At 74.1% G+C, this 25,194-nt stretch carries 21 protein-coding genes; 12 read left to right on the top strand and 9 right to left on the bottom strand.

The window, feature by feature from the left end:
• The first annotated feature begins 284 nt into the window (after positions 1–284).
• Positions 285–1,484, top strand: coding sequence for a cytochrome P450 (locus tag ABZS69_RS11990; RefSeq protein ID WP_355369989.1), 1,200 nt, complete (start codon positions 285–287; stop codon positions 1,482–1,484).
• Between the two features lie 16 nt (positions 1,485–1,500).
• On the opposite strand, the gene ABZS69_RS11985 is transcribed toward ABZS69_RS11990, so the two are convergent.
• The 6 genes from ABZS69_RS11985 to ABZS69_RS11960 form a co-directional block, all read right to left on the bottom strand.
• Entirely contained in the window at positions 1,501–2,127 is a 627-nt protein-coding gene (locus ABZS69_RS11985; RefSeq protein WP_355369987.1) for a haloacid dehalogenase-like hydrolase, read from the bottom strand.
• Between the two features lie 120 nt (positions 2,128–2,247).
• Positions 2,248–2,376: a hypothetical protein gene (locus tag ABZS69_RS11980; protein WP_355369985.1), complete on the bottom strand. Its 129-nt coding sequence runs from the start codon at positions 2,374–2,376 to the stop codon at positions 2,248–2,250.
• 263 nt (positions 2,377–2,639) lie between these two features.
• Positions 2,640–4,049 (bottom strand): hypothetical protein, encoded by a 1,410-nt coding sequence (locus tag ABZS69_RS11975; protein ID WP_355369983.1) that lies wholly within the window; start codon positions 4,047–4,049, stop codon positions 2,640–2,642.
• A gap of 175 nt (positions 4,050–4,224) precedes the next feature.
• Complete coding sequence (locus ABZS69_RS11970; protein ID WP_355369981.1) at positions 4,225–5,067, bottom strand: hypothetical protein; 843 nt, start codon at positions 5,065–5,067, stop codon at positions 4,225–4,227.
• Positions 5,067–5,621 carry an RNA polymerase sigma factor gene (locus tag ABZS69_RS11965; protein ID WP_355369979.1) on the bottom strand — a complete coding sequence of 185 codons (555 nt, stop codon included), beginning with the start codon at positions 5,619–5,621 and terminating at the stop codon, positions 5,067–5,069. The genes ABZS69_RS11970 and ABZS69_RS11965 overlap by 1 nt, the downstream gene beginning before the upstream one ends.
• 224 nt (positions 5,622–5,845) lie before the next feature.
• Positions 5,846–6,562: a GntR family transcriptional regulator gene (locus tag ABZS69_RS11960; RefSeq protein ID WP_355369977.1), complete on the bottom strand. Its 717-nt coding sequence runs from the start codon at positions 6,560–6,562 to the stop codon at positions 5,846–5,848.
• A gap of 254 nt (positions 6,563–6,816) precedes the next feature.
• Here ABZS69_RS11960 and ABZS69_RS11955 point away from each other — a divergent pair, with 254 nt between their 5' ends.
• The 5 genes from ABZS69_RS11955 (at position 6,817) to ABZS69_RS11935 (ending at position 13,261) form a co-directional block, all read left to right on the top strand.
• Positions 6,817–9,123: a LuxR C-terminal-related transcriptional regulator gene (locus ABZS69_RS11955; protein WP_355369975.1), complete on the top strand. Its 2,307-nt coding sequence runs from the start codon at positions 6,817–6,819 to the stop codon at positions 9,121–9,123.
• Positions 9,113–10,693 (top strand): sugar ABC transporter ATP-binding protein, encoded by a 1,581-nt coding sequence (locus ABZS69_RS11950; protein ID WP_355369973.1) that lies wholly within the window; start codon positions 9,113–9,115, stop codon positions 10,691–10,693. Before ABZS69_RS11955 ends, ABZS69_RS11950 begins: the two co-directional genes overlap by 11 nt.
• Positions 10,687–11,700, top strand: coding sequence for an ABC transporter permease (locus ABZS69_RS11945; RefSeq protein ID WP_355369971.1), 1,014 nt, complete (start codon positions 10,687–10,689; stop codon positions 11,698–11,700). Before ABZS69_RS11950 ends, ABZS69_RS11945 begins: the two co-directional genes overlap by 7 nt.
• Positions 11,697–12,800 carry a substrate-binding domain-containing protein gene (locus ABZS69_RS11940; RefSeq protein ID WP_355369969.1) on the top strand — a complete coding sequence of 368 codons (1,104 nt, stop codon included), beginning with the start codon at positions 11,697–11,699 and terminating at the stop codon, positions 12,798–12,800. The genes ABZS69_RS11945 and ABZS69_RS11940 overlap by 4 nt, the downstream gene beginning before the upstream one ends.
• Before the next feature lie 218 nt (positions 12,801–13,018).
• Positions 13,019–13,261 (top strand): hypothetical protein, encoded by a 243-nt coding sequence (locus ABZS69_RS11935; protein WP_355369967.1) that lies wholly within the window; start codon positions 13,019–13,021, stop codon positions 13,259–13,261.
• A 27-nt stretch (positions 13,262–13,288) separates the two neighbouring features.
• Here ABZS69_RS11935 and ABZS69_RS11930 read toward each other — a convergent pair whose 3' ends face one another.
• Positions 13,289–14,056: an alpha/beta hydrolase gene (locus ABZS69_RS11930; protein WP_355369965.1), complete on the bottom strand. Its 768-nt coding sequence runs from the start codon at positions 14,054–14,056 to the stop codon at positions 13,289–13,291.
• A gap of 238 nt (positions 14,057–14,294) precedes the next feature.
• On the opposite strand from ABZS69_RS11930, the gene ABZS69_RS11925 reads away from it, so the two are divergent.
• The 4 genes from ABZS69_RS11925 to ABZS69_RS11910 are packed head-to-tail and all read left to right on the top strand — an operon-like array spanning position 14,295 to position 18,434.
• The gene (locus ABZS69_RS11925) at positions 14,295–15,518 is read left to right on the top strand and encodes a CoA transferase (protein ID WP_355369963.1); all 1,224 of its coding nucleotides are present in this window, start codon (positions 14,295–14,297) and stop codon (positions 15,516–15,518) included.
• Positions 15,515–16,363 carry a MaoC family dehydratase N-terminal domain-containing protein gene (locus ABZS69_RS11920; protein ID WP_355369961.1) on the top strand — a complete coding sequence of 283 codons (849 nt, stop codon included), beginning with the start codon at positions 15,515–15,517 and terminating at the stop codon, positions 16,361–16,363. Before ABZS69_RS11925 ends, ABZS69_RS11920 begins: the two co-directional genes overlap by 4 nt.
• Positions 16,356–17,921 carry an acyl-CoA dehydrogenase family protein gene (locus ABZS69_RS11915; protein WP_355369959.1) on the top strand — a complete coding sequence of 522 codons (1,566 nt, stop codon included), beginning with the start codon at positions 16,356–16,358 and terminating at the stop codon, positions 17,919–17,921. Before ABZS69_RS11920 ends, ABZS69_RS11915 begins: the two co-directional genes overlap by 8 nt.
• Before the next feature lie 51 nt (positions 17,922–17,972).
• Positions 17,973–18,434 (top strand): GNAT family N-acetyltransferase, encoded by a 462-nt coding sequence (locus ABZS69_RS11910; RefSeq protein ID WP_355369957.1) that lies wholly within the window; start codon positions 17,973–17,975, stop codon positions 18,432–18,434.
• An 11-nt stretch (positions 18,435–18,445) separates the two neighbouring features.
• Here ABZS69_RS11910 and ABZS69_RS11905 read toward each other — a convergent pair whose 3' ends face one another.
• Complete coding sequence (locus tag ABZS69_RS11905; protein ID WP_355369955.1) at positions 18,446–21,649, bottom strand: BTAD domain-containing putative transcriptional regulator; 3,204 nt, start codon at positions 21,647–21,649, stop codon at positions 18,446–18,448.
• A gap of 16 nt (positions 21,650–21,665) precedes the next feature.
• Entirely contained in the window at positions 21,666–22,331 is a 666-nt protein-coding gene (locus ABZS69_RS11900; protein WP_355369953.1) for a hypothetical protein, read from the bottom strand.
• Positions 22,332–22,489: 158 nt separating this feature from the next.
• On the opposite strand from ABZS69_RS11900, the gene ABZS69_RS11895 reads away from it, so the two are divergent.
• Positions 22,490–24,529 carry a sensor histidine kinase gene (locus tag ABZS69_RS11895; protein WP_355369951.1) on the top strand — a complete coding sequence of 680 codons (2,040 nt, stop codon included), beginning with the start codon at positions 22,490–22,492 and terminating at the stop codon, positions 24,527–24,529.
• Positions 24,519–25,166, top strand: coding sequence for a response regulator transcription factor (locus ABZS69_RS11890; RefSeq protein ID WP_355369949.1), 648 nt, complete (start codon positions 24,519–24,521; stop codon positions 25,164–25,166). Before ABZS69_RS11895 ends, ABZS69_RS11890 begins: the two co-directional genes overlap by 11 nt.
• Positions 25,167–25,194: the final 28 nt, after the last annotated feature.

Below are 25,194 nucleotides of genomic sequence, written 5' to 3'. Positions count from 1 at the left end.
GCGGCGTCGGCGTGGCGGTGGTCGGCCATGAACGCCTGCTGGTGCGGTGGAGGGCCGTGCCGACGCGGCAACAGCGGGTGCCGCGCGGCGCCGGTAAACCCACGGCCACGGTTATTGCCCCGGGGGCGCTGAATCCCCAGGCTCACAGGCGACGGCTTTGCTGCAACGGCTGCTGGATCGCATTTCGGGCGGCCGAAAACGGGGTGACTGAAAACGGAAAATGGCAGGCGCTGGATCATGAACATAGGGTGGATTCCTGCCATTCCGTATGCGAAAGGGTGACGATGATCGAGACATTGTTCGATGAGGACTACTTGCGTGACCCGCACCCCGTTTTCGCGCGACTTCGCGAAGAACGCCCTGTCTACCGCACGGCGACCCCGCAGGGCGTGCAGGTCTGGGTGGTGAGCCGGTACGAGGACGTCAAGGTGGCCTGCACCGACCCGCGCCTCAGCAAGGACTTCACGAACAACCCGGACATGATCAAGTCGAACGAGTTGGAAGGCGGCGACAGCAGCGGCTACGCGGCCACGGTGCCCCACAACATGCTCTTCGTCGACCCACCTGACCACGCGCGCCTGCGCCGGTTGGTGGGCAAGGTGTTCACGCCGGGCCGCGTCCAGGCGTTGCGTCCCCGCATCGAGCAGATCAGCGCGAGCCTTCTCGACAAGGTGGGCCCGGAGTTCGACCTGCTGCACGACTACGCCGTGCCCCTGCCCGCCATGGTGATCGGAGAGCTGCTCGGCATCCCCGAGGAGGACTGGCCGCGGCTCATCAAGTGGTCCAACACCACCATCGAGGGCGCCGTACTGGACCCGCAGGAGGTCGTGCGGGCCGCCACCGAGTTCACCACGTACCTCGCCGAGCTCTCCGAGGCCAGGCGGGCCGAGCCGGCCGACGACCTGCTCAGCGCCATGGTGCAGGCCCAAGACGAGGAGGGCGCGCTGAGCGGGCGGGAGCTCGTCGACACCGCGTTCCTGCTCACGGTGGCCGGCCACGAGACGACCGTGCACCTGATCTGCAACGGCACGCTCGCGCTCCTGCGCCACCCCGACCAGCTCGCCAAGCTCCGTGAGGACCCCGCCCGGCTGCCGGCGGCGGTCGAGGAGTTCCTGCGTTACGACGGGCCGGTCAGCACGTCCACCCTCAGGTTCACCAAGGAGCCTGTCACCATCGGCGGCACGGAGATCCCGGAGGGCCAGCTCGTGCTGGTGTCCTTCCTGTCCGCGAACCGGGACGCGGCGCAGTTCGCCGACGCCGACCGCCTCGACGTCACCCGGGCTCCGGGCCAGCACGTCGCGTTCGGCCACGGCCTCCACTACTGCCTCGGCGCCCCGCTGGCCAGGGCCGAAGGCGCGGTGGCCTTCCGCCACCTGCTCGAACGTCTCCCCGGCCTCCGGCTCGCCGTTCCCGAGGAGCGGCTGGCCCGGCGTCCGGGGCTGCTCATGCACGGCTTGACGAGCCTGCCCGTACGGAGCTCATGAAGCCCCTGACGAGGGCTCAGGCCGGCGTGGCGGTCGTGAGCAGGGTGCGGGCCAGCCGGTAGGCCTCGGTGAGGTCGCCGCCGCGGTAGTCCAGGGCGGAGAGGTCGGCGAGGTGGTGGTCGGCGTTGACGGCGATCGTGTTGGTCAGGTGCCGGAACAGCGGCGCGTCCGACATCGAGTCGCCGTAGGCCAGGCACCGGTCGAGGCTCAGCCCGAGCCGGGCGCGGGTGCTGTCGGTGATGCGGACCTTGTCGGCGGGCGTCAGGACGCCGGCCGGGTCCAGGGGCGCGGTGAAGGGCGGGGGCGGGAAGCGGGAGGCGGCGACCTCGTCGAAGCCGAGCTCCAGCAGGTGGTGGGCGAAGAAGTCCGGGGCCATGGTGATGACCAGGGAGTGTTCGCCGCGCGCGCGGATGTCGGCGCAGACCTCGGCGATGCCGCCGAGCCAGGGGGCGGCGGCGTACGCGGCGGCCACGACCTGGGGGGTGAGGTCGCGCCAGAGGCTGTGGAGGTCGGCGGAGAAGCCGTGGGTGTCCAGCTCGCCGGTGGCGAAACGGGCCTCCATGTCGAGGAGCCGTGGCGTGGTGCCGGTGTGGCGGGCGATCTCGAGGGTGGCGGTGGTTCCGGCCAGGAGGGTGCCGTCCATGTCAAAAATATGCAGGATGCCCATGATTGGCCGATTATGGCAGGCGCTCTCGACGAGCACCTGGCTCGGGGATCAGACGGTGCGCAGCTCACCGAGGGCGCAGCTCACCGAGGGCGCAGCTCACCGAGGGCGCAGCTCACCGAGGGCGCGGCTGATGCCGTCGAGCGCGGCGCCGAGGCAGCCGGTCTGAGGGCCGTGCGTGATCCTCAGGTGGTTCTCCCGGGCCAGGTCCGGGTCCCAGCCGGTCACCGCGCGGCTGGGCCCTGGCGGGGTCGTTCAACTTCGGCGGTGCGATGAAGGGCCGCAGGGCGCGCCCGGTGCGGGTGGCCGGCCGCCCCCCGTCAGCACGCCGGTCAGCTTCATGGGTTCGCCGACCGTGCCGGACGCCGGCCCGTCTGTTGACCGTGCCGCGCGCGTTGCCGTCCCAGCTCGCCGACGGTGCCGGACGCCGGCCCGTCCAGGGTGAGGGAGGAGGTGTGCCTGACTCGAGAGAGCGCGTTGTTCCCGCCCACTCATTGCGCCCTGCTGTCGTGGTGCTGCCTGCGGGACGGCCACTTCCGCTGAATCCCCTCCTCTCCCGCTCGGAAAGCGAGGGCGGCGGCCAGGCAGGCGACGGGTATGACGGGCAGTACGTACCGGTGGTCGAAGTCCAGGACCGCGACCGGGCCGATCAGCAGGCCCATCGCCACGGCCCACGGCAGCAGCGCCACGCGGGGCCGCCGGACCGCGGCGACCGCGCCCAGCAGGAGGATCAGGCCCAGGAACGGGCCGCGCAGGTAGGCCGCGTACTGGTAGGCGATGAGGAAGTCCGCGTACGGGGAGACCGACGACAGGCCGCGGAGGTCCGGGTCGTACTCCCGTTTCACCTTGTCGATCAGCGGCTGGTCGGGCAACTCCCAGTGCCCGCTCCTGAAGCCGAACGCCGGGGTGGTGCGGTCGGGGTGCGGGACCGGCGTCCAGGAGAAGGCGATGGCGGTGTCGCGTACGACGTCGCCCAGGTAGTCCAGCGGCTGGGCGAGGATCGCCTCGATCGCGAACGAGCGGGCCAGGTCGTTGTGCGTGAAGCGGTCGCCGGGCAGCAGGTTGAGCGAGGCACCAGGGGCCCACACGTACTCGGAGGCCGCGTCCACCTTCGTCCCGTTGGGGCACAGTCGCGCCAGCTCGGGCGGCGGCTGGATGCGGGCGCAGTCGGCGAACGTCATCGTGCGCGCCCACAGGGCGACGCCGTCGGCGCCGCTGATGGCGAAACGGCCGTGGTGCTGGGCGTACCAGGCGGCGTACCCGGCCAGGGGCAACGTGCCGGCCAGGACCAGCGCGGCCAGCGGCCGCCGGCCCACGCGCCGCACGGCCAGCACGAATACGACGAGCAGGAGCAGCGGCAGCGCGATCGTCCTGGTGAGCGCGGCCGCGGCGAACAGCAGGCCCGCTCCGGCGGCGGCGCGTACGGACAATCGTGGCGACCACATCAGCACGGCCGGCCCGGCCACGATCAGGAAGATGAACTGCGTATCGGACAGGACAGCATGCTCCAGCCGCAGGAAGGAGGCGTCGAACAGCAGCGGCACCGCCGCCGACGCCGCCACCCAGCCCGGCGCCGACCTGCGGCGCAGCACCGCGTAGAGCAGCATGCCGGTGCCCAGGCCGATGACGTGCTGGACGGCCGCGACCAGCTCCACGCTGTGGAACGGCAGCAGCGCCCGCAGCAGCAGCGGGTAGCCGATCGGGTGGAAGGTCGCCGACGGGGCCGGGTGCACGGCGGTGTCGAGGTAGGTGAAGGAGTCGTACCAGTAGAGCGTGACGGGACGGTAGCCGAGCATCGTCACCACCCGCAGCGCGGCGGCCAGAAGCAGCAGGGCGGCGAAGAAGCTGTGGTCGGCGAGGGGGCGCTGAGCGGGCAGCGCCACGCGGGTGTCGGTGAGCACGCAAAATCCGATCGTGGGGGCATGACGGGGGCCCGCGCATGCCGACGACAACGCATGGCGGTGATGGGGGGCGCGCGCTCAGCCGCGCGCGCCCCGGGTGGAAGCTCTCAGTGCCGGGCCGGGATCAGCAGCGGGTCCGCGGCTCCGGGTGGAAGCTCTCAGTGCCGGGCCGGCATCAGCAGCGGGACCGCTGCACCGGGTTGCGCCGGGTGGTGGGCTCGGCGCCGACCAGCAGGAGGGCCTGGCCGTCGGCGCTCATGACGCCGTCGTGCACGTACCAGCCGCCGGGGGCCGAGGGCCCCGAGGGCCTGCCGGAGGAGATGTACGACGGCGTGACGCCCCGCTCGCGCAGCAGGGCCGAGATCTCCGCGACGCTCTTGTTGACGTAGTCCACGCAATGCAGAGGTTCGCCGGGCAGGGCGATGCCGGGCGGCATCTTGTACCTCTCGCCGGGCAGGGCCCGCCTGCCGAGACTGATCTCGGCCTTCTTGTCGAAGTCGACCGGCACCTTCAGGCCGACGGGGCAGCCGGCGAACCGCTCGCACGACCCCGGGGCGTCGATCGTGGTGATCGGGCCGTCGTCGGGTACCAGTTCGCCGGACCGCAACCGGTCCATGTCGTTGATCACGAATATCTGGCCCGTCAGGCTCGCGGAGGTCGGCACCAGATCGAGCGTGATGTCCAGGCCCCTGGCCCGCAGCTCCCGCTGGTACACCTCGGGCTCGGCCAGCAGGTCCTTCACCGTGATCACGTAGTGGTCGCCCACCAGTTCGATGTCGAGCGCGGCGGAGGCGGGCGCCTGGGCGACGCCGAAGGACAGCAGGGCCGCCAGCGTGGCCACCACCGGCATGGCCGCCCACCTGCGCGGCCGGGGAAAGGCGAGCCAACTGCGGCGGCGGGGCTCGGGGACGGGGGCGGGGACGGAGGTGATCTCCTCCATCAGCTCCCTGGCGATCGGCGTCGTGCCGGGACCGGGATCGGGCGCGATGCCGGCCACCATGCGGTCGATCTCGTGCATCAGACAGCCCCCTTCGTCATCGCGACGGCACGCAGGCCGATGCGGGCGGTGTCGACGCCGGCCGCGTCCAGGTGCCTGGCCAGCCGTTTGCGGGCCCGGTGCAACCGCAGCCGGGCGTTGGCCCGCGAGCAGCCCACGACGGTGGCGATCTCGTCGGAGCTCAGCCCCTCCCAGCCGGCCAGCGCGAGGATCTCCCGGTCGTCGGCGCTCAGCCGCGCGAACGCCTCCTGCACGCCCGCCAGGCTCTCGCCGGCCTCGGTGTGCTCCGCCCACACGGCGAGCTGCCGGCCGAGCCGCTCCACCAGCTCGCTGCGGCGCGACTCGGCGCGGCGGCCGTTGGCCAGCACCCGGCGGGCCACGCCGAACAGCCACAGGCGCGCGTCCCGTCCCTCGGGGACGTCGTCCAGCCGGCGCCAGGCCGTGGCGAACGTCTCGGCGAGGGCATCGGCGGCGTCCTCGTGGGAGTCGATACGTCGCCGGACGTAGGCGAGGATGTCGGCGTAGTTGGCAACGTAAATCACCTCGAAGCGCTGCTTGCGGTCATGGTGGGTCACGCTGTCTTCTCTCATCCGATAGGCCCGACACCCCCTACTTGTCCGGACCCGCCAGATAGTTTCACCCCGATTTCCGGTGAAATTTGGATGTCCCGCATGTCGGTCACCGCGATCTTCAGGATCTCGTGCGGGCGACCGCCCCCAGAGCCGCGGCGACAACCTGCCAGGCAACCTGACCTCACCTGCGGCATGGTGCGCGCACGACGAGGGAACGGGGCCGGCGGTCACCCGTCGGTGGCGGCGGCCCCCAGGATCTCGGCGCGGTAGGTCAGGAGGTGCCGGCGCCACACCTCGGCCGCCTCGGCGGCGTTGCCCTCCCGGATGTGCCTGATCACCGTGCGGGACTCCTCGACATGGCGGTCGCGGGCGCCGGCCTCGGCCAGCGCGCGGCGCCGCAGCTCCTGCCACAGCGGCCCCTCGGCGTGCCGCAGCGTCTCTTCGAGAGCCTGTTCCAGCAGCGGGTTGCGGGCGGCGCGGGCGATGGCCCGGTGTACGGGCAGATCGCCGGCGGGGGCGCCGGTCTCCGCGTACTCGGCCTCCAGCCTGGCCAGGGTGCTTTCGAGCAGTTCGAGGTCCTCCGGGTGGCGCTTCTCCGCGGCCAGCGCGGCCAGGGAGGGCTCGATCGCGAGCCTGGCCTCGAACACCTGCGGCGGCAGCACCTCCACGCCCCAGGTCGCCACGGTGGACGCCATACCGGTGACCACCGTGCCCCTTCCCTTGTGGGACTTGGCCAGGCCGGCGAGCTCAAGGGCGGCGAGCGCCTCCCTGATGGTCGGCCGGCTCACCGCGAAGTTCTGCGCCAGCTCGCGCTCGGAGGGCAGCTTGTCGCCGGGCTTGAGCTGCTCGTCGCGGATCGCCGCGACGATCTGGTCGGCGACTTGGACGGCCGCGCTCCTCTTGACCACCGGAGTCACCGAGAACCCCGCGCTGCCACTCGTCACTACTCGATGCTCCTCTTCTGCGACCATCCGTGCGCTCGATCACATGATCCTGAGCTGCCAGGCAACCTGACAGGCTGACCAGAACGCCTGTCGTACCGAGCTCAGCACGACCTGACACGGCGGTCAACACGCGCCCTGCCGGTCATGCAGGGTTTGCGTTCGCACGGCCATGACGTTGCCCGCCAGGGGTAGCAAATATCTGAGGCCTGCGAGGGCGCGCACGGGTGACGAGGTTTGTGGAAGTTATGGAGGCGATGGCGCGGTCGCGTGCGGGGAATCTGCCACTGGAGCTCACGAGCTTCGTCGGTCGCAGGAACGAGATCACCGAGGGCAAGCGCTTGCTCTCCGCGGGCCGGCTCCTGACGCTCACCGGCGTCGGCGGGGTGGGCAAGACGCGGCTGGCGCGGCGGATCGCGGCGGAGATGTCGCGGGAGTTCGACGACGGGGTCTGGCTGGTCGACCTGGCCCCGCTGGTGGCTGGTGCCCTGCTCACCGAGACGGTCGCCGACGCCGTCGGATGCCCCCGGCAGGATCCGGCCTCCCTCGCCGAATACCTGCACGACAAACGGCTGCTGCTGGTGCTGGACAACTGCGAGCACCTGCTGCCCCAGGTCGCCGCCCTGGTCGGCGACCTACTGGAGATGGCCCCCGAGCTGCGCGTCCTGGCCACCAGCCGGCAGGCGCTGCACGTCCCGGGGGAGCTGGTCCTCGAGGTCCCGCCGCTGAACGTGCCGGAGCAGGCCGAGCTGTCGATGGACGGCGCCCTGGAGAACGAGGCGGTGCGCCTGTTCGAGGACCGGGCCGCCTCGGCCGTGCATGAGTTCAGGGTCACGGAGGCCAACAGCGCGGCGGTGGCGCGGCTGTGCCGGCGCCTGGACGGCATCCCCCTCGCCATCGAGCTCGCGGCGGTACGCGTCCTGGTCCTGTCCGTGGACCAGATCCTGGAGCGCCTCGACGACCGGTTCCGGCTGCTGACCACCGGCCCCACCACCGCGCCGCCGCGCCAGAAGACGCTCAGGGCGCTGGTGGACTGGAGTTACGACCTCTGCTCCGACGACGAGCGGACGCTGTGGGAGCGGCTGTCGGTCTTCTCCGGCGGCTGCGGCCTGGACGCGATCGAGCACGTGTGCTCCGGGGACGGGACCGCCCCGGAGAGCCTCATGGACCTGCTGACCCAGCTGGTGGACAAGTCGATCGTGCAGCGCCGCAGGCAGGGCTCCGCCGTGCGCTTCGAGATGCTCGACACGCTGCGCCAGTACGGGTGGACGCGGCTCGTCGCCTCCGGCCAGGACCGGGCCCTGCGGCTGCGGCACCGCGACTGGTGCCGCCGGTTGGCGGCGAGCTCGGAGGAGGAGTGGTTCGGCGAGCACCAGATGGACTGGCTCGGGCGCCTCAGCCAGGAGCAGGGGAACGTGCGGGCCGCGCTGGAGTTCTGCCTGAACGAGCCGGGCGAGGCGTGGGCCGCGCGCGAGATCGCCGCCGCGATGTGGAGCCACCGGCTCTCGTGGAGCTCGCCGAGCGAGGGCCACCACTGGCTGGAACGGGCGCTGGCGCAGGAGCCCGAGGACGGCTCAGGGCGGGCCAAGGCCCTGTGGGTCGACGCGTGGCTCGTGCTGTTGGGGGGCGACGCGCAGGCCGCCAAACCGCTGCTGGAGGAGTGCCAGGCGCTGGCGGAGCGGCTCGGGGACGAGGCCCAGCTCGCCGGCGCGCTGCACATCACCGGGTTCGCCGCGCTGCAGGCCGGTGACTTCCCCCGGGCCATGGAGCTCCTGGACGAGGCGCTGACCCGTCGCCGCGCCCTCGGCCACCGGGGGCACGCGTGGGTGGCCCTCCTCCAGCTCGCCATGACCGCCGTCCTCATGGACCACCCGCGCTCCACGGTGCTCTGCGAGGAGGTGCTGGACACGGCCCGGCGCGCGAACGCCGAATGGTCGATCTCGTACGCGCTGTGGGTCGCGGCCCTCGACCGGCGGCGGCAGGGCGCCCTGCGGGATGCCGTGACCATGATGCGGGACGCCGTGCGGCTGAAGCTGCGCTGCAACGACCACCTCGGCCTCGCCCAGTGCCTGGAGGGGCTGGCCTGGATCCTGGCCGACGACGGGCGGTACGAGCAGGCCGCCCAGATGCTGGGCGCCGCCCACATGGTCTGGCAGTCGATCGGCACCTCGCTGCCCGGGCTCGCGCACCTGGCCGGCGCCCACTACCGGTGCGAGTCCGACCTGCGGCGGCACCTCACGGAACGCGCGTTCAAGGCGGCCTTCGACCGGGGCGCGGAGCTCACCCTCGATCAGGCCGCCGCCTACGCGCTGGACGAGAAGCCCGCGCGGCGCGCGGAGAGCGCCCAGCCGGAATCCGACGCCACGTCCATCCTGACCCGCAGGGAACGGGAGATCGCCGGGCTCGTCGCGCAGGGCATGAGCAACAAGGAGATCGCCGAGACCCTGGTCATCGCCCAGCGCACCGCGGAGTGCCACGTCGAGAACGTCCTGCGCAAGCTGAACTTCTCGTCCAGGTCACAGATCGTCAAAGCGTGGGAATCGCGCCGGCCCGATGGCGAGTGACCCGCGCCCCCAGCCGGAGCCGGCGGCCGGCCCGGATCCGCTCGTCCGGATCCGGGGGCTGCGCAAGCGCTTCGGCGGCATCCACGCGCTGCGGGGAGTGGACCTCGACCTCCGCCGCGGCGACGTCCTGGCCCTGCTCGGCGCGAACGGCGCCGGCAAGTCGACGCTGATCAAGATCCTGGCCGGCGTCCACCACGCCGACGGGGGAGAGGTCGTCGTGGCCGGCCATCCGCTGGGCAGCCAGGCCGCCTCCGCCGCCATGGCGTTCATCCACCAGGACCTCGGCCTCGTGGAGTGGATGACCGTCGCGGAGAACATCGCCCTCGGCATGGGATACGCCCGGCGCGGCGGCCTCATCTCCTGGCGCGCCGTACGCCGCCGCTGCCTGGACGCCCTCGGGATCGTCGCCTGCCACCTCGGCCCGGACGAGCGGATCGCGCACCTGACGCGGGCGGAGCGCTCGCTGGTGGCCATCGCCCGCGCGCTGGGCACGCGCGCGGAGATCATCGTGCTGGACGAGCCGACCGCCTTCCTGTCCGCCGCCGAGTGCGAGCGCCTCTTCGACGTCCTGCGGACGCTCCGGGGCCGGGGTCACGGGATCCTGTACGTCAGCCACCGGCTCGACGAGGTCTACCGGATCGCCGACAGGGTCGCCGTCCTGCGCGACGGCCGCCTCGTCAGCCAGGGGCCGCTCGCCGGCCGAGCCCAGGCCGACCTCGTGCGCGACATCGTCGGCCGGGAGGCCGGGCGGGAGGGCAGGCGGGAGGCCGGGGTCCGTCGGCGGGGCCGGGCCCGCGGGCCGGGGGAGGTCCTGTTGAGCCTGGACGGCGTGTGCGCCGGGCGGGCGGGCCCGGTCGGGTTCGACCTGCGCTCCGGGGAGTCGCTGGGCCTCGTCGGGCTCACGGGAGCCGGGCACGTGGACCTGGGCCGAGCGCTGGCCGGCGCGTACCCCATGCGGGCGGGCCGCGTGCTGCTCGCCGGCGGCCCGTACCGGCCGGCCTCGGTCGCGGCGGCCGTCGGCGCCGGGGTCGGCTTCGTGTCCGGCAACCGGCAGGAGGAAGGGGGCGCCGCGGACCTGAGCGTGCGGGAGAACCTGCTGGCCAACCCCGGCGCGCGCGGCCGGTCGCCGCTGAGCCCGCTCAGCCCGCGCCGCGAGCGCGCCGAGACGGCGGCGCTCGTCGAACGCCTGGGCGTCCGCCCCGCCGACCCGGAGACGCCGTTCGCCGCCCTGTCCGGAGGAAACCAGCAGAAGGTGCTGATCGGCCGCTGGATCGGGGCCCGCCGGCGGCTCCTGATCCTGGAGGAGCCCACCGCCGGGGTCGACGTCGGCGCCAGACCCGAGATCCACCGGCTGCTCGACGAGGCCCTGGCGGCCGGGGCCGCCGCGCTCCTGGTCTCCGCCGACTTCGAGGAGGTCGCGCACATGTGCGACCGCGCGCTCGTGTTCGCGCGCGGAACGGTGACCGCCGAGCTGAGCGGCGACGCCCTCACCGTGGCCGCCCTCACCCGGGCGGCCACGGCCACCTCTGGGGCCACCCCTGGGGCCGCCCCTGGGACGGACCGTTGCTGAGGAACGAGCGCACGCCCCGGAGACGGCTCTCCCCCGGCCACCTGATCGGCGGGTACGGGCTGCTCACGCTGGCCGTCATCCTGTTCGCCGCGTTCGCGCTGGCGCTGCCGGACACGTTCCCCACCATGGCCAACCTGACCGCGATCGTCTCCGCCTATTCGATCATCGCGGTACTGGCGCTGGGCGCGATGCTCCCCATCGTCACCGGGAACTTCGACCTGTCCATCGGCTACGGCCTGGGCCTGTCGCACGTCATGACGCTGGTGCTGGTCGTGAACGCCGGCTGGCGGTGGCCGGAGGCGTGCCTGGCCGTGCTCGCCGGCGGGCTGGCGGTCGGCGCGGTCAACGGCCTGCTCGTGGAGTTCGCGCGGATCGACTCGTTCATCGCGACCCTCGGCACCGGCAGCATCCTGTACGCCGTCACGGGCTGGGTGACCCAGGGCGCCCGGATCTTCCCCGGCCCGCAGGGCCTGCCCGAGGGCCTCACCGACCTGTACGACTCGACGCTCCTCGGCCTGCCGGCGCCCGCGTTCTACGTGCTCGCCCTGGCCGCCGTGCTGTGGCTCGCGCTGGAACGCCTTCCCGTGGGCCGCTACCTCTACGTCATCGGCTCGAACCCGCGGGCGGCCGAGCTGGTCGGGATCCCGATCCGCAGGTACGTCGTGCTCGCCTTCGCGGGATCCGGCCTGGTGACCGGCTTCGCGGGCGTGCTCTTCGCGGCCCAGCAGCAGATCGGCAACCCGAGCGTCGGGCTGGACTACCTGTTGCCGGCGTTCGTCGCCGCGCTGCTCGGCTCCACCACGGTCAAGCCCGGGCGGGCCAACGCCTGGGGCACGGTCGTCGCCATCGCGGTCCTGGCCATCGGGCTGTCCGGCATCAGCCAGCTGGGCGCGGACTTCTGGGTGACCCCGCTGTTCAACGGCGCCACCCTGCTCGTCGCGGTCGGCCTGGCCGGCTACTCCGCGCGGCGCCGGGCGCACACCGGCCGGGTGCGGAGCCGGCCGTGAACCTCGCCCGCCTCGTGGCCATCGCGCTGATCGCGGGCGGCTGCTCGGGCGGCCCCCCGCTCCCCGCGGCCGGAGGGGCGTGCCACGAGCTGGTGCACACCGCCCGGCGGGCGGTCGCGCGGGCCGAGTCGATGAACGTGCCCTGGAGCGGCCCCACGACCGGGCCGCGCGCCGTCCCCGGCAAGAGCATCGTCTTCGTCGCCGCGACCATGACCAACCCCGGCGTGGCCGGCACCGCGAAAGGCGTACGGGAGGCCGCCCGATCCGTACGGTGGAGCTTCCGCGTGGTCGACGGCCAGGGCACCCCCGCCGGGATCCGGGTGGCCCTGGGCGAGGCGATCGCCCTGCGGCCGTCGGGCATCGTCCTCGGCGGGTTCGACCCGGGGTCCGTGGCGCAGCAGATCAAGCAGGCCAACGCCGCCGGGATCCAGCTCGTGGGCTGGCACGCGACCCGGTCGCCGGGCCCCAGCGCGGATCCCCGGCTCTTCACCAACGTCACGAGCCGGGTGGAGGACGTGGCGCGGATCAGCGCGTACTGGATCATCGCCAGGTCGAACGGCAGGGCCGGCGTCGTGATCTTCACCGACTCCTCGATCCCGTTCGCCGAGAACAAGTCCCGGCTCATCAAGGAGGTCCTGGCGACCTGCTCCGGCATGCGGCTCCTCTCCTACCAGAACATCCCGCTCCCCGACGCGGGCAGCCGCACGCCGCAGCAGGTCTCGTCCCTGCTGTCACGCTTCGGGGAGCGGTGGACGTACTCGGTCGCCATCAACGACGTCTACTTCGCCGACGCCGCCCCGGCGCTGCGCGCGGCCGGCCGGCCCGGCAAGGGGCCGCCCTACTCCATCGGCGCCGGGGACGGCGACCCGTCGGCGTTCCAGCGGATCCGCGCCCGGCAGTTCCAGCACGCGACCGTCCCGGAGCCGCTGAACGCGCAGGGCAGCCAGATCGTCGACGAGTTGAACCGCGCGTTCGCCGGGAGCCCGCCGAGCGGCTACGTGACGCCGGTGCACCTGACCACGGAGGCGAACGTCGACTCCGCCACGTCCTGGGACCCGCGCGGCTACCGCGACGCCTACCTGCGGATCTGGCACGGGTAGCCCCTGCGGTCACCCGGCCGGGCCGCTCGCCGCAGGCCTGCCGCAAGCTCGCCTCCTCGGCCCGCCGCCGCGTCCGGGAACGCGGTCACGGCCGCGTCCACTCCGAGGAACGGACGCGCGTCGTCGCCGCGCTCAGGTCCGCCTGGGAGAACGGCGACCTGAAGGCCCTCGTCGGGTTCCTCGACCCGGACGCGACCGCCGTCACCGACGGCGGCGGCGTGGTCGGCGCGACGCTCCGGCCCGTCCACGGAGCCGACGCGATCGCCAGGCTCCTCCTCGGCGTGCGCCGGCGGCAACCCGACCTGACCATCGAGCCGGCCACCGTGAACGGGCAGGCGGGGCTGGTGGCCCGCGACGGGGCGGGACGTACCCTCGCCGTGGTCTCGGTGACGATCGCGGGCGGCCTCGTCGACCGCGTCTGGGCGGTCCGCAACCCCGAGAAGCTCACCCGCTGGACCTAGCGACGAGGGCCGCTCATCCGGGGCCGCTCACCAGCCTCGGGCGCGCAGGAAGGCGGCGCAGCGGCTGGTCCAGTCGCCCACGACGGGATCGTCGTCGGCCAGCCCCAGCCCGTGCCGGCCGCTGGGATAGACGTGGACCTCCAGGGGGATCTCGTGGCGGGCCAGCGCCCGGGCGACCTGGAAGGTGTTCTCGACGGGGACCGCCTCGTCGTCGGCCGTGTGCCACAGGAACATGGGCGGCGTGGCCGGGCCGACGCGGCCGGCGATCGACAGCTCGGCGCGTACGGACTCGGGGGCGTCCTGGCCGAGCAGGTTCGCGGCGGAGCCCTGGTGCGCGGCCGGTCCGGTGAGCTCGGCGACGGGATAGCAGAGCACGGCGAGCCCGGGGCGAGGGTCGGCCCGGTCGACGTCGTCGTGCGGGCCCTCCGGCAGCATGGAGCCCGCCTCGGTGGCGAGCAGCCCGGCCAGGTGGCCGCCCGCCGAGAAGCCGAGCACCCCCACGCGGGCCGGGTCCACACCGGTCGACGCGGCGTGGTGCCGGACCCAGCGCACGGCCCGGGCGGCGTCGAGCAGGGGCAGCGGGTGGCGGTGCGGCGCGATCCGGTAGCGCAGGACGAACGCCGTGATGCCCAGCGAGTTGAGCCACCGCGCGATCGGATCGCTTTCGTGGTCGGCGAGGTGGTGGTAGGCGCCGCCCGGGAAGACCACGACGGCCGGGCTGGGGCCGTCGTGGTGTACGGGGAAGGCGGTGATGGTCGCCTCGCCGATGGTGGGCCACAGGGGGTGCTCGCTCACGCGCCCTCCTTCGTCGGTCGCCCGAGCGAGGCTCGGCTGTGTCTAATGGGTCGCTCGCTGCGCTCGCTCATGCCGTGCCTTTCAGTTCGTCCGACACGGATGTTAGCGAGCGCGCCGATCGGGCCCGCGACCGCTTCGGTCAGGTTGGGCGGGTCCGCGACCGCTTCGGTTAGGTTGGTCGGGTGCGCGACCGCGACGAGATCGACAGCGACGGGCCCCACACCGAGGGCGAGGGCCGATGACGAGCGCCGCGCGACCGCTGAGCGGGCTGCGCGTCGTCGAGCTCTCCAGCTACGTGGCCACGCCGCTGAGCGGGATGACGCTGGCGCAGCTGGGCGCCGACGTGATCCGGGTCGAGCCGATCGGCGGGGCCCCCGACCGCACCCGCTGGCCGCTGGCCGAGAGCGGCACGAGCCTGTACTGGTCGGGGCTCAACAAGGGCAAACGCGCCGTCGAGGTGGACCTGTCCGCGGAGGAGGGGCGCCGGCTCGTCGCCGATCTGGTCGTCGGCGGGGGACCGCGCGGCGGGATCGTGATCAGCAACTCCGACCGGCACCCGGAGCTGACCTTCGAGGCGCTGCGCGCCCGCCGCCCCGACGTGATCCACGTGCTGCTCACCGGCCGCCGCGACGGCGGGACCGCGGTCGACTACACGATCCAGGCGGCGACCGGATTCCCCCTGCTGACCGGCCCGGAGGACGCGGCGCAGCCGGTGAACGGCGTGGTGCCCGCCTGGGACCTGGCCGCCGGCCTCTATCTGGCGATCGGGCTGCTGGCCGCGGAGCGGCACCGCGTCCTCACGGGCGAGGGGCAGCAGGTGCGGGTCGCGCTGGAGGACGTCGCCCTGGCGGCGGCGGGAAGCCTCGGCTACCTCGCCGAGGCGCAGCTGAGCAGCACGCCGCGCGAGCGGGTCGGCAACCACGTCTACGGCACCTTCGGCCGGGACTTCGTCACCGCCGACGGCGGGCGGCTGATGGTCGTGGCGCTCACCGGCGGGCACTGGCGCGACCTGCTCGCCGCCACCGGCCTCACCGGCGTGGTCTCCGCGCTGGCCGCCGCCCTCGGGGTCGACTTCGGCGAGGAGTCCGCGCGCTACCGGCACCGCAGGGTGCTCGGCGACCTGATCGCGGGCTGGTTCGAGACCCGTACGCTCGCCGAGGCCGAGGAGGCGCTGCGGGCCACCCGCGTGCTGTGGTCGACGTACCGGAGCTTCACGGAGCTGGTCGCGACGCTGCCCGCGAACCCGCTGATGGGCAAGGTCACGCAGCCCGGGGTCGGCGAGCACTGGGCGCCCGGTTCGCCGCTGGTGATGGACGGCGAGCAAGCACCTCCGCGGGCGGCGCCGGCGGTCGGCGGGCACACCGACGAGGTGCTGCGGGCCGAGCTGGGCCTGTCCGCGACGGATCTGGCGGCGCTGCGCGAGAACGGCGTCATCCGGACGAAGCAGGAAAGGTCCGCATGAGCTGGGCACCGCACACCCTCACCACCAGGGAGACCGTGGAGCCGGGCCCGGTCGCCGCGCTGTCGGCGCTGTTCGACGACGGCACGCCCGCGATCGGCCCGGGGGACGCGCTGCCGCCGCTGTGGCACTGGCTCGCCCTGGCCCGCTGGCCCGTCTCGTCCGTGCTCGGCGCGGACGGCCATCCGGCGTGCGGGTCGTTCCTGCCTCCGGTGGAGCTGCCGCGGCGGATGTTCGCGGGCGGCGAGGTCGCCTTCCACGCCCCGCTCGCGGTGGGCGGCACCGTACGCCGGGAGGCGCGCGTGGAGTCGGTCACCGAGAAGTCCGGGCGCTCGGGCCGGCTGGTCGTCGTGGTCGTTTCCATCCGGCTGTACGACGAGCACGACCGGCTCGCCGTCGAGGAGCGGCAGGACCTCATCTACCGGGAGGTCGGTGCCGTCCCGCCTGACGCGCCCCCGGCCGAGCCCGCGGCGGCACTGGCCCCCGCCGGCGCCCCGTTCACCCGGGCGGGGGAGCGGGACTGGCGGTTCGCCACGGACCCGACGCTGCTGATGCGGTTCAGCGCGGCGACGTCCAACCCCCACCGGATCCACTACGACTGGCCGTACGCCACCCGCGTCGAGGGCTACCCCGGCCTGGTGGTGCACGGGCCCCTGATGACGCTCGCCCTGGCGGAGGTCCTGCGCCTGGAGGGGCGTCAGTCGCCCGTGGCGCGCCTGCGGCACCGCAACCGCAGGCCCCTGTTCTGCGGCCGGCCCGCGCTGTTGCGGCGGATCGACGCGGACACGCTGGGCGTGTTCGGCCAGGACGACGAGCCCCACAGCACGCTGGTGATCGAGCATGAGTGAGGGGGCAGAGCCCGGCCGGGCGCGTGCCGTGGTCGAGGCGCTGCGGGGCGTCGTCGGCGCGGCCGCCGCCCACGTCGCCTCCGCCGAACGGGACCAGGCCGTGGCCTACGACGTGGCGTCGATGTCGGCGGCCGTGGCGGCGGCGGGCGAGCTGCTCGACCACGACGCGGACCTGGCGCTGCTCTACGCCGCCGACGTCGCCGCCGACCTGGTCGGCCGCCTGACCGGCAGGGAGTCCCTGTGGGGCGTGGACGGGACGGCTCTGGACGGTGTCGCCGCGTACATCGCCGCAGGTCGCGACCCGGCGTTCCTGGAACGCGTCGCCGAGCGCGTGCTGGCCACCGGCGAGGCGGGGCCGCGGCACCTGTCCGCCGAGCTGGAGCTGGTCCGCGCCGCCTTCCGCGAGTTCGCCGCCGACCGCGTCGCCCCCGTCGCCGACCGGATCCACCGCGACGACGAGGACATCCCCGCCGACATCATCGACGGGCTCGCCGGCATGGGCTGCTTCGGGCTGTCGATCCCGGCCGAGTACGGCGGCGGCGCCGAAGGCGACGAGCCGGCCGCCACGCCGGCCGCCATGCTGGTCGTCACCGAGGAGCTGTCCCGGGCCTCGCTGGGGGCCGCCGGCTCGCTCATCACGCGGCCCGAGATCATCGCCACCGCGATCGCCCGCGGTGGCACCGAGGAGCAGAAGCGGCGCTGGTTGCCGATGATCGCCTCGGGGGAGAGGCTGTGCGCCGTGGCGGTGACCGAGCCCGACTTCGGCTCCGACGTCGCCCGGATCGCCACGAACGCGACCCGCGACGGCGACGAATGGGTGCTGAACGGCGTCAAGACCTGGTGCACGTTCGCCGGCCGCGCCCACTACCTCCTCGTCCTGGCCCGTACCGACCCGGCCGGGCACCGGGGCCTGTCGCTCTTCGTGGTGGACAAGCCCTCCTTCCCCGGCCGCGAATGGCGCCTCACCCAGGAGGGCGGCGGGTCCGTCGAGGGGCGCGCCATCAGCACGCTCGGCTACCGGGGCATGCACTCGTTCGAGGTGCGCTTCGACGGCTGGCGCGTCCCCGCGACCGACCTGATCGGCGGGGAGGGCGGCCGCGGGCGCGGCTTCTACCTGCAGATGCAGGCGTTCGCGAACGCGCGGCTGCAGACCGCCGCCAGGGCCGTCGGGGTCATGCAGTCGGCGCTGGAGCTGGCCGTGGACTACGCGCGCCAGCGGTCGGTCTTCGGCCGGCCGCTCGCGGACTACCAGCTGACCCGCGCCAAGATCGCCAGAATGGCCGCCTTGATCGCCGCCTGCCGGGCCTTCGCGTTCGCGGCGGCGCGGGCCGTGACGGCCGGCGACGGCCAGCTGGAGGCGGCGCAGGTGAAGCAGCTCGCCTGCCGGGCGGCCGAATGGGTCACCAGGGAGGCCCAGCAGCTGCACGGCGGCTACGGGTATGCGGAGGAGTACGGCATCTCGCGGCTGTTCGTGGACGCGCGCGTGCTGTCCATCTTCGAGGGCGCCGACGAGGTCCTCGCCCTGCGGGTGATCGCCCGCAGGCTGATGAGGCCCTAGCTGCGCGGTGCCGCGAAAACGGCTGGCGGGGGCGACGGACGGGCCGGGAGCATGGCTCCCATGTCACTTCGTACGGCCCGTGAATCCGACCTGCCAGCCCTGCTCTCCCTCGCCGTCGCCTTCTACGAGGAGGACGGCTTCACCACGCCAGAAGGCGAGCTCAGAGCCAACCTCGCCACCTTGGTCACCTCGTCCGCGGCCCGGGTCGCGGTGAGCGAGGACGCGGGCCGGGTCGTCGCGTTCGCGATCACCACGACCTCGTTCGGGCTGGAGTCCGGGCTGATCGCCGAGCTCGAAGACCTCTACGTCGCCCCGGAGGCGCGCAGGCGCGGCGTGGCCAACCGGCTGATCGAGGACAGCCGGCGTTGGGCCGAGGAGCGGGGCTGCTCCCTCCTGGAGGTCGTGATCGCCCCCAACGGCAACGACGTGGGCCATCTCCTCGACTTCTACGGCAAGCGCGGTTTCCAGGACGAGGGGCGCCGGCTGCTCAGCCAACCGCTGGCCGGCACGTGATCCGGCCGGGCTCACGCTCTGGTGGCCACGTGGAGGGGCGTGCGGGTGGCGGCGGCGGCGCGGTCGCGCCACCAGCGCAGGCCGGCCGCGTCGGCCTGCTGTTCGAGGGTGACGAGGTGGGCGGTGGCGGCGTCGTGGTGTCCGCCGGCGGTGGCGAGCAGGGCGAGGTACCAGTCGACGGGGCCCATGCACAGCACGGCTGACAGGGCGGAGACGCGGCCGCCGTAGGGGAGCAGGGCGGCGTACGTGGTGCGGCATTCGTGGGTACGCCCGAGCGCGGCGACGGCGGCGGCGCGCAGGCAGGTGGCCGCCAGCCAGGACCAGTCGCGGGGCGGGGCGGGGCGCGGGCCGCCGTTGAGGCGGCGGGCCTGGTCGAGGTGGCCTTGGGCGCACAGCAGGAGGGTCGTGGCGTCGTGGTGGAGGGTGGGGTGGACGCCGCGGAGGGCGGCGACGAGGGGTGCGGCGTCGGCGAGGTCGCCGCGGTGGCAGGCCAGGGCGACGCGACCGGCGGCGACGGCCGGGCGGGCGTGCCAGAGGCCGAGGTGGCGGGCCTGGTCGTCGGCGTCGTCGTAGAGGTGGCCGGCGTCGTCGAAGCGGCCGTCGAGGGCGAGCCGGTTGGCCCGCCAGAGGGTGTGCTGGAAGCGGGGCCAGGGCAGCGGCAGGCGTTCCAGCAGGGCGTCGCAGCGTGCGGCGGCCCGGTCGGCGCCGGCCACGTCGAACGCCTCCAGGCGGGCGCAGGCGTCCACCATGCCGGCGAGCAGCTCGGCCTGGGGGCTGCGGGTGTGCTCCGCCAGGTCGCGTAACTCGCCCGTGAGGTCCGTCAGCCCGGTGAGGGCTCGGGGCCGGGGGACGGCGAGCCGGCGGGTGCGCGGGTGGGGGCCGTCCTGGTGCTGCTCGACCCCCTGGTACGGGTCACGCAGCAGTGCCAGGGACGGCGTGCCGAGCGCGGTGAGGGCGCGTACCGCCAGCCCGGCGCCCGCGTCGGCCCGGTCGGCGGCGCGCAGGGCGGCGGCTCTGGCGCGGCGGGCGGTGTCCTGGTCGCCGGCCGCCTCCAGAGCCTGGACGTGGTGGAGCAGCAGCTCCACGTGCTGGGCGGGGTTGCCGCCCGAGGCGTCGTGGGCGGCCACCGCGTGGCCCCACCACCCGGCCGCCTCCGCGTACGCCAGGCGCAGGCCCGCCTGCTCCGCGGCGGCCACGGCCCAGCGCACGGCCTCGCCGTGGGCGCCCGCCTGGACGGCGTGACGGGCGACGGCGGCCACGTCGGCGGATGGGCGGGCGGCCAGCGCGGCGGCCAGCTCGCGGTGGATGGCGGCCCTGCGGCGGGGCGGGAGCTCCCCGGCCAGCACCTCCCTGACCAGACCGTGAACGAACGCCAACCGGCCACCGGCCCCGGCCGTCCCCAGGTCGGGCTCGTCGTCGGAGAGGGACGTGCGGGTCGTCGGGGTGGGCGGGTCGCTGGGGACGAGGAGGCCCGCGCGGGTCGCACGGTCGAGCAGGTCGGCCGTTCCGGGGCCCGCCACCTGCGCCACGATCGCCGGGTCGAACTCCCTGCCGAGCAGCGCCGCGACCGCCAGCACGTCCGAGAACACGTGCGGCACAGCGTCCGGCACCAAGGTGGAGAGTTGTGACCGCACCAGCTCGGTGACCGCCTCGGGGGTGGCGTTCGCGGGGTGCCCGCCGGCCCGTAGCCGGACGCATTCCCGTACGAAGAAGGGGTTGCCGCCGGTGCGGTCGGTCAGCCGCGCCGCGGCCTCGGCGTCGAGCGGCATCCCCAGGTCGGCCGCAATGGCCCGCACGGCCTCCGGGGCGAGGCCGTGGACGCGCAGGCGTACCAGGTCGTAGCGGGCCGGCCGGCTCAGCGGGTCGTCGAAACCGGGGCGGAACGCGGCGACCAGCGTGACGGCCGCGCCGTCCAGCCGCGGGACCAGGTTCCTGAGCAGGTCCAGCGACGCCGGGTCGGCCCGCTGCAGGTCGTCCAGGATGATCACCAGCGGCCGGACGCGCGCGGCCGCGGCCAGCCACCGCGCGACGGCGTGCGCGTCGGCGGGGCGGGAAGCGTCGGTCGGGCGGTCCGTGCGGGCGGGGCAGGGAGCGTCGGCCGGGCGGTCTGGGTGGGCGGGGCGGGGAGCGTCGGCCGGGAGGTCGGCGTCGAGCAGGGCGGTCAGGGGTTGCCGGTCGCGGGGCGGGCAGTGCTGTTCGAGCGTGCGCAGCACCTGGAGCCAGGGCCACAGCGGCGGCAGCCCCTCGGCGTCGTGGCAGCGCCCCCAGAGCACGAGCTGCCCGAGCCGGGCCGAGCAGCGCTCGCCGAACTCCTCCAGCAGGAACGTCTTGCCGATCCCCGCCTCGCCGCTCACCGCCGCCAGCCGCAGACCCGCTCCGGCGGCCCGCGCGGGCAGCGCCATCAGCTCGGCGAGCCGGTCGTCCCGGCCGGGCCGCGCCGGCTCCGCCCGGGGCGGCACGGCCGAAGGGGCCAGCGAGTCGGCCTGGCGGAGGATGTCCTGTTCGAGGGAGCGCAGCTCCGGGCCGGGATCGAGGCCGAGCTGGTCGGCCAGCAGCCGGGCCGCGCGGCGCAGCACGGCCAGCGCGTCCGCCTGCCGCCCCGTGCGGTACAGGGCCAGCGCGAGCAGGCACCACAGCCGCTCGCGCAGCGGGTTCTCGGCCGTCTCCGCCTCCAGGTCCGTGATCACGGCCTGCGGGCGGCCCAGGTCGAGCAGCGCCCGGGCGCGCCGTTCGAGCGCGACCAGCCGCAGCTCGCGCAGCCGGCTCACCTCGGTCAGGGCCCAGGACTCCTCGCCGAACTCCCCGTACGGCACGCCCCGCCACAGCCCGAGCGCCGTGTCCAGGCCGGCCAGCGCGTCCCGCGGAGACTGGAACTCCGACCGGCTCACCAGCTCCTCGAACCGCGCCGCGTCCACGTCGCCGGCGGCCAGCACGTAGCCGGGCGGGCGGCCGACCAGCACCTTGGGCTTGGCCCAGGGGCCGCGGTCCGGCTCGATCGCCCGGCGCAGGTTCGACACGTACGAGTGCAGCGACGACAGCGCGCTGGGCGGCGGCGTGTCCCCGTACAGGTCATGGATCAGGGCGTCGGTGGAGACCACGACCCTGCGCGCGATGAGGAGCCGGGCCAGCACCGCGCGCGGGCGGGCCCCGCCCAGGCCGACGGGCTCCCCGCCGTCGGCACGGACCTCGACAGGTCCCAGAACTCGAAATTCCACGGCACGTCCGGTTCGCTCAGGCGGATCTGGAGATGACGGCGGCGGGTCGCAGGGCCATCAGCAGCCCGAGCGCGGCGTACCCGATGACCAGGTGGCTGCCGCCGACCCAGCGGGCCAGCTGCTCGCCGACCAGCAGGTAGCAGGGGACGGTCACGACCGCCCAGCTCTCCGCGACGAGCGGCCACCAGCGCAGCGCGCCGCGCCACCGCGCGGCGGCGGCCAGCTTGACGCTGATCGCGGCCATGCCCAGCATCGACAGCGGCCAGCAGATGTCGAGGAAGGCCAGCCAGGTCGCGTCCTTGACGCCGTCAGGCAGGACCCCGTGCAGCAGCGACCAGACACTGGCCAGGCCGAGCACCGCGGCCTCGAGCTTGAGCGCCACCGCCGCGGCTCGCGAGGTGCCGATCGCCCGCGTCCTCATCTGGGTCCAGAGCAGGCAGAAGACGCCGAGCTGGAACGCCAGCCCGGTCAGGTCGATGATCCGCTCGCCCACGCCGACGCCCTGCGTGCCGTGGATGAAGATGGCCACCGCCCAGGTCAGCGAGCCGATCGCGAGACCGGCTCCGGCGCGGCGGACGGCGCTCTCGCTCACCGGCGGCGCGGCGCCGGTGCCTTGGGAGGCGTCGCGAACCTGGGTGTCCGTGCGGGCACGGGCGGGTTCGTTGGTGATGTGGGCGTCCATGAAGTTCCTTCCGGTTCGTGGTGATGGCCCAACGATGTCCGCCCGCTGTCCCGGGCCGGCAGAGCCGCCGGTCCCTGATCCGGTCCCGAGACGCCCCGGCGCGTCCCGGGACAGGTTGTCCCGGGACAACGGGACACAAATCCGGCGACAATGCTCGGGTGACGAAAGCCAGCCGCCTGTCCGCGGTCCCGGCGGCGCTCGCGGTCGTGCTCACCGCCGGGACTGTGCTGCTGGACGTCCGCAACTCCGGGGGCCCGCTGCCGCCGAACGCGGGCCTCGAAGCCGTGAGCTGGCCGGCCGCGGTGTCGGGCCTGGCCCAGGCGGTGCCCGGCGCGCTGCTGCTGCGGCGGCTGCCCCGGCATCCCGTCGCCTGGGTGCTGACCCTGTCGGGCGTGCACTGGGCGCTGAACGGCTTCTCCGGCGCCTGGTCGGTGTACGCGATCTACACCTCGCCCGGGGCCTTCGGGGCCGCGGCGGCGTACTGGTTCTACGCCCGGTTCGGCGCGGCGCTGCTGGTCGGGCTGCCGCTGCTGATCCTGCTCTTCCCCGACGGGAGGCTGCCCGCGGCCAAGGGCTGGCGGCCGTTGTCGATCGCCGGCCTGGGGCTGGCCGCGTACCTGCCGCTGGTGTGGATCTTCGTGCCCGTGTCCGCGATGACCCGGTTCGAGGGCGCCCCGCTGCCCCCGGAGGTCCTGCGGCTCGGCCTCGACGCCGTCAGCCTGGAGCTGCCCTACGAGGTGTGGGCGGCCCTGCTCGCCCTCGCCAGGGTGGGGGCGGCGGTGAGCCTGATCATCCCCTTCGTGGTCATGGTGCGCCGCTACCGGCGGGCGGACGCGGAGCGGCGCGCCCAGATCCGCTGGCTGACCTGGGCCGCGCTGGCCGACATGTTCGTGCTCCTGGTGCCCCTGGAGCAACTGTCGTCGGTGCTCATGTGCGTCGGGATCGCGCTCACCTCCGCCGCCGTGCTGATCGCGGTGACCGAATACCGCCTGTACGACATCGACCGGCTGCTGCCGGCGACCTTCATGTACGGGATGCTCGCGGTCGTGGTGGTCGCGATCGACGTGGCCGTGTTCACCGTCGCGGGCAGCGTGCTGGGCGAGCGCGACTCCGCGCTGGCCGCGATCGCGATCGTCGCGGTGGCCTACGCGCCGCTGCGGACGTGGTTGTGGCGGGTGGCGCGGCGGCTGGTGCGCGGGGCGCGCGACGACCCGTACGCGACGGTCTCGACGCTCGCCGAACGGCTCGAGGTCACCACCGAGCCCGAGGCGCAGCTCGCCGCGCTGGCCCACACCGTGTCCGAGGCGTTCCGGCTGCCGTACGTACGGGTGGAGATCGAGCGGCCGGGCGGCGTGCGTACCGTGGTGGAGCACGGCACCCCGCAGGGGCCGCAGCTGTCGCTGCCGGTCGCCTACCGCGACGAGGCCGTGGGCCGGCTGGTCCTGTGCCGGGCCGACCTGACCGAGCGCGACCAGCGGCTGCTCGGCGACCTCGTGCGCCAGGCCGCGCAGGCGGCGCGGGCCAGCGAGCTCAGCGCCGACCTGCAGCGCATCCGCGCCCGGCTGGTGACCGCCCGCGAGGAGGAGCGCCGCCGGCTCCGGCGCGACCTGCACGACGGCCTCGGTCCCAGCCTGGGCGCCGTCGCGCTGCGCATCGAGACCGCCCGCAACCTGGCCGCCACCGCGCCCGCCGAGTCCGACCGCATCCTGGAGCAGACCGCGGCCGAGGTCTCCGTCGTGCTGGCCGACGTGCGCCGCCTGGTGCACGACCTGCGCCCGCCGGCCCTCGACGAGCTCGGCGTGCTCCGGGCCGTGGAGCAGCAGGCCGACCGGATGCGCTCCGGCGGTCTGCAGATCGCCGTCTCCGGAGACGAGGCGCTCGGCTCGCTGCCCGCCGCGGTGGAGGTGGCCGCGTACCGGATCGTGTCGGAGGCGCTGGCCAACGTGGTGCGGCACGCCGCGGCGGCGCACTGCGAGATCATGCTCGGTGTGCGAGGGCGGACGCTGGAGATCACGGTACGCGACGACGGCCGCGGCATCGGCCAGGACGTCGAGGCCGGGGTCGGCATGTTGTCCCTGCGCGAGCGGGCGGCCGAGCTCGGCGGCGACTGCCAGGTCACCTGCCCGCCCGGCGGCGGGACGCTCGTCCGCGCGAGACTCCCCCTCGAACAGACCACGGAGGTGGCCGGTGTCCGATGAGCCGATCCGCGTGCTGCTCGCCGACGACCATCCGGTCTACCGCGACGGGCTGGCCGCGCTGCTGGCCTCCCTGCCCGGCATCGACGTCGTGGGCACCGCCGCGAACGGCAGGCAGGCCGTCGCACTGGCCGCCGACCTGCAGCCGGACATCGTGGTCATGGACGTCAGCATGCCGGAGCTGGACGGCATCGAGGCGACCCGCCGGGTCGTCGCCGACAGCCCGCACATCGGGGTGGTCATGCTGACCATGTCGGAGGAGGACGCCACCCTGTTCGCGGCGATGCGCGCCGGGGCGCGCGGCTACCTGCTCAAGGGTGCGAACCAGGGGGAGATCGTCCGCGCCATCCAGGCGGTCGCCCACGGCGAGGCCATCTTCGGGCCGTCGATCGCCCGGCGGGTGACGGAGTTCTTCACCGCTCCGCCCACCGAGGACACCGCGTTCCCGCAGCTCACGCCGCGCGAGCGGGAGATCCTGACGCTGATCGCGGCCGGCCGGTCGAACCCGCAGATCGCCTCGGAGCTGTTCCTGTCGCCCAAGACCGTGCGCAACAACGTGTCCAACATCTTCGCCAAGCTGCACGTCGCCGACCGCACCGAGGCCATCATCCGCGCCCGCGACGCGGGCCTCGCCCGCTGAGCCCCCCGACAGAAATAAAAAAGGGGGG

It is taken from the genome of Nonomuraea sp. NPDC005650 (assembly GCF_040605375.1).
In the GTDB taxonomy this organism is placed as follows: domain Bacteria; phylum Actinomycetota; class Actinomycetes; order Streptosporangiales; family Streptosporangiaceae; genus Nonomuraea.
The sequence above is the reverse complement of the archived record's forward strand: the minus strand, read 5'-3'. Positions and strand labels throughout refer to the sequence as shown.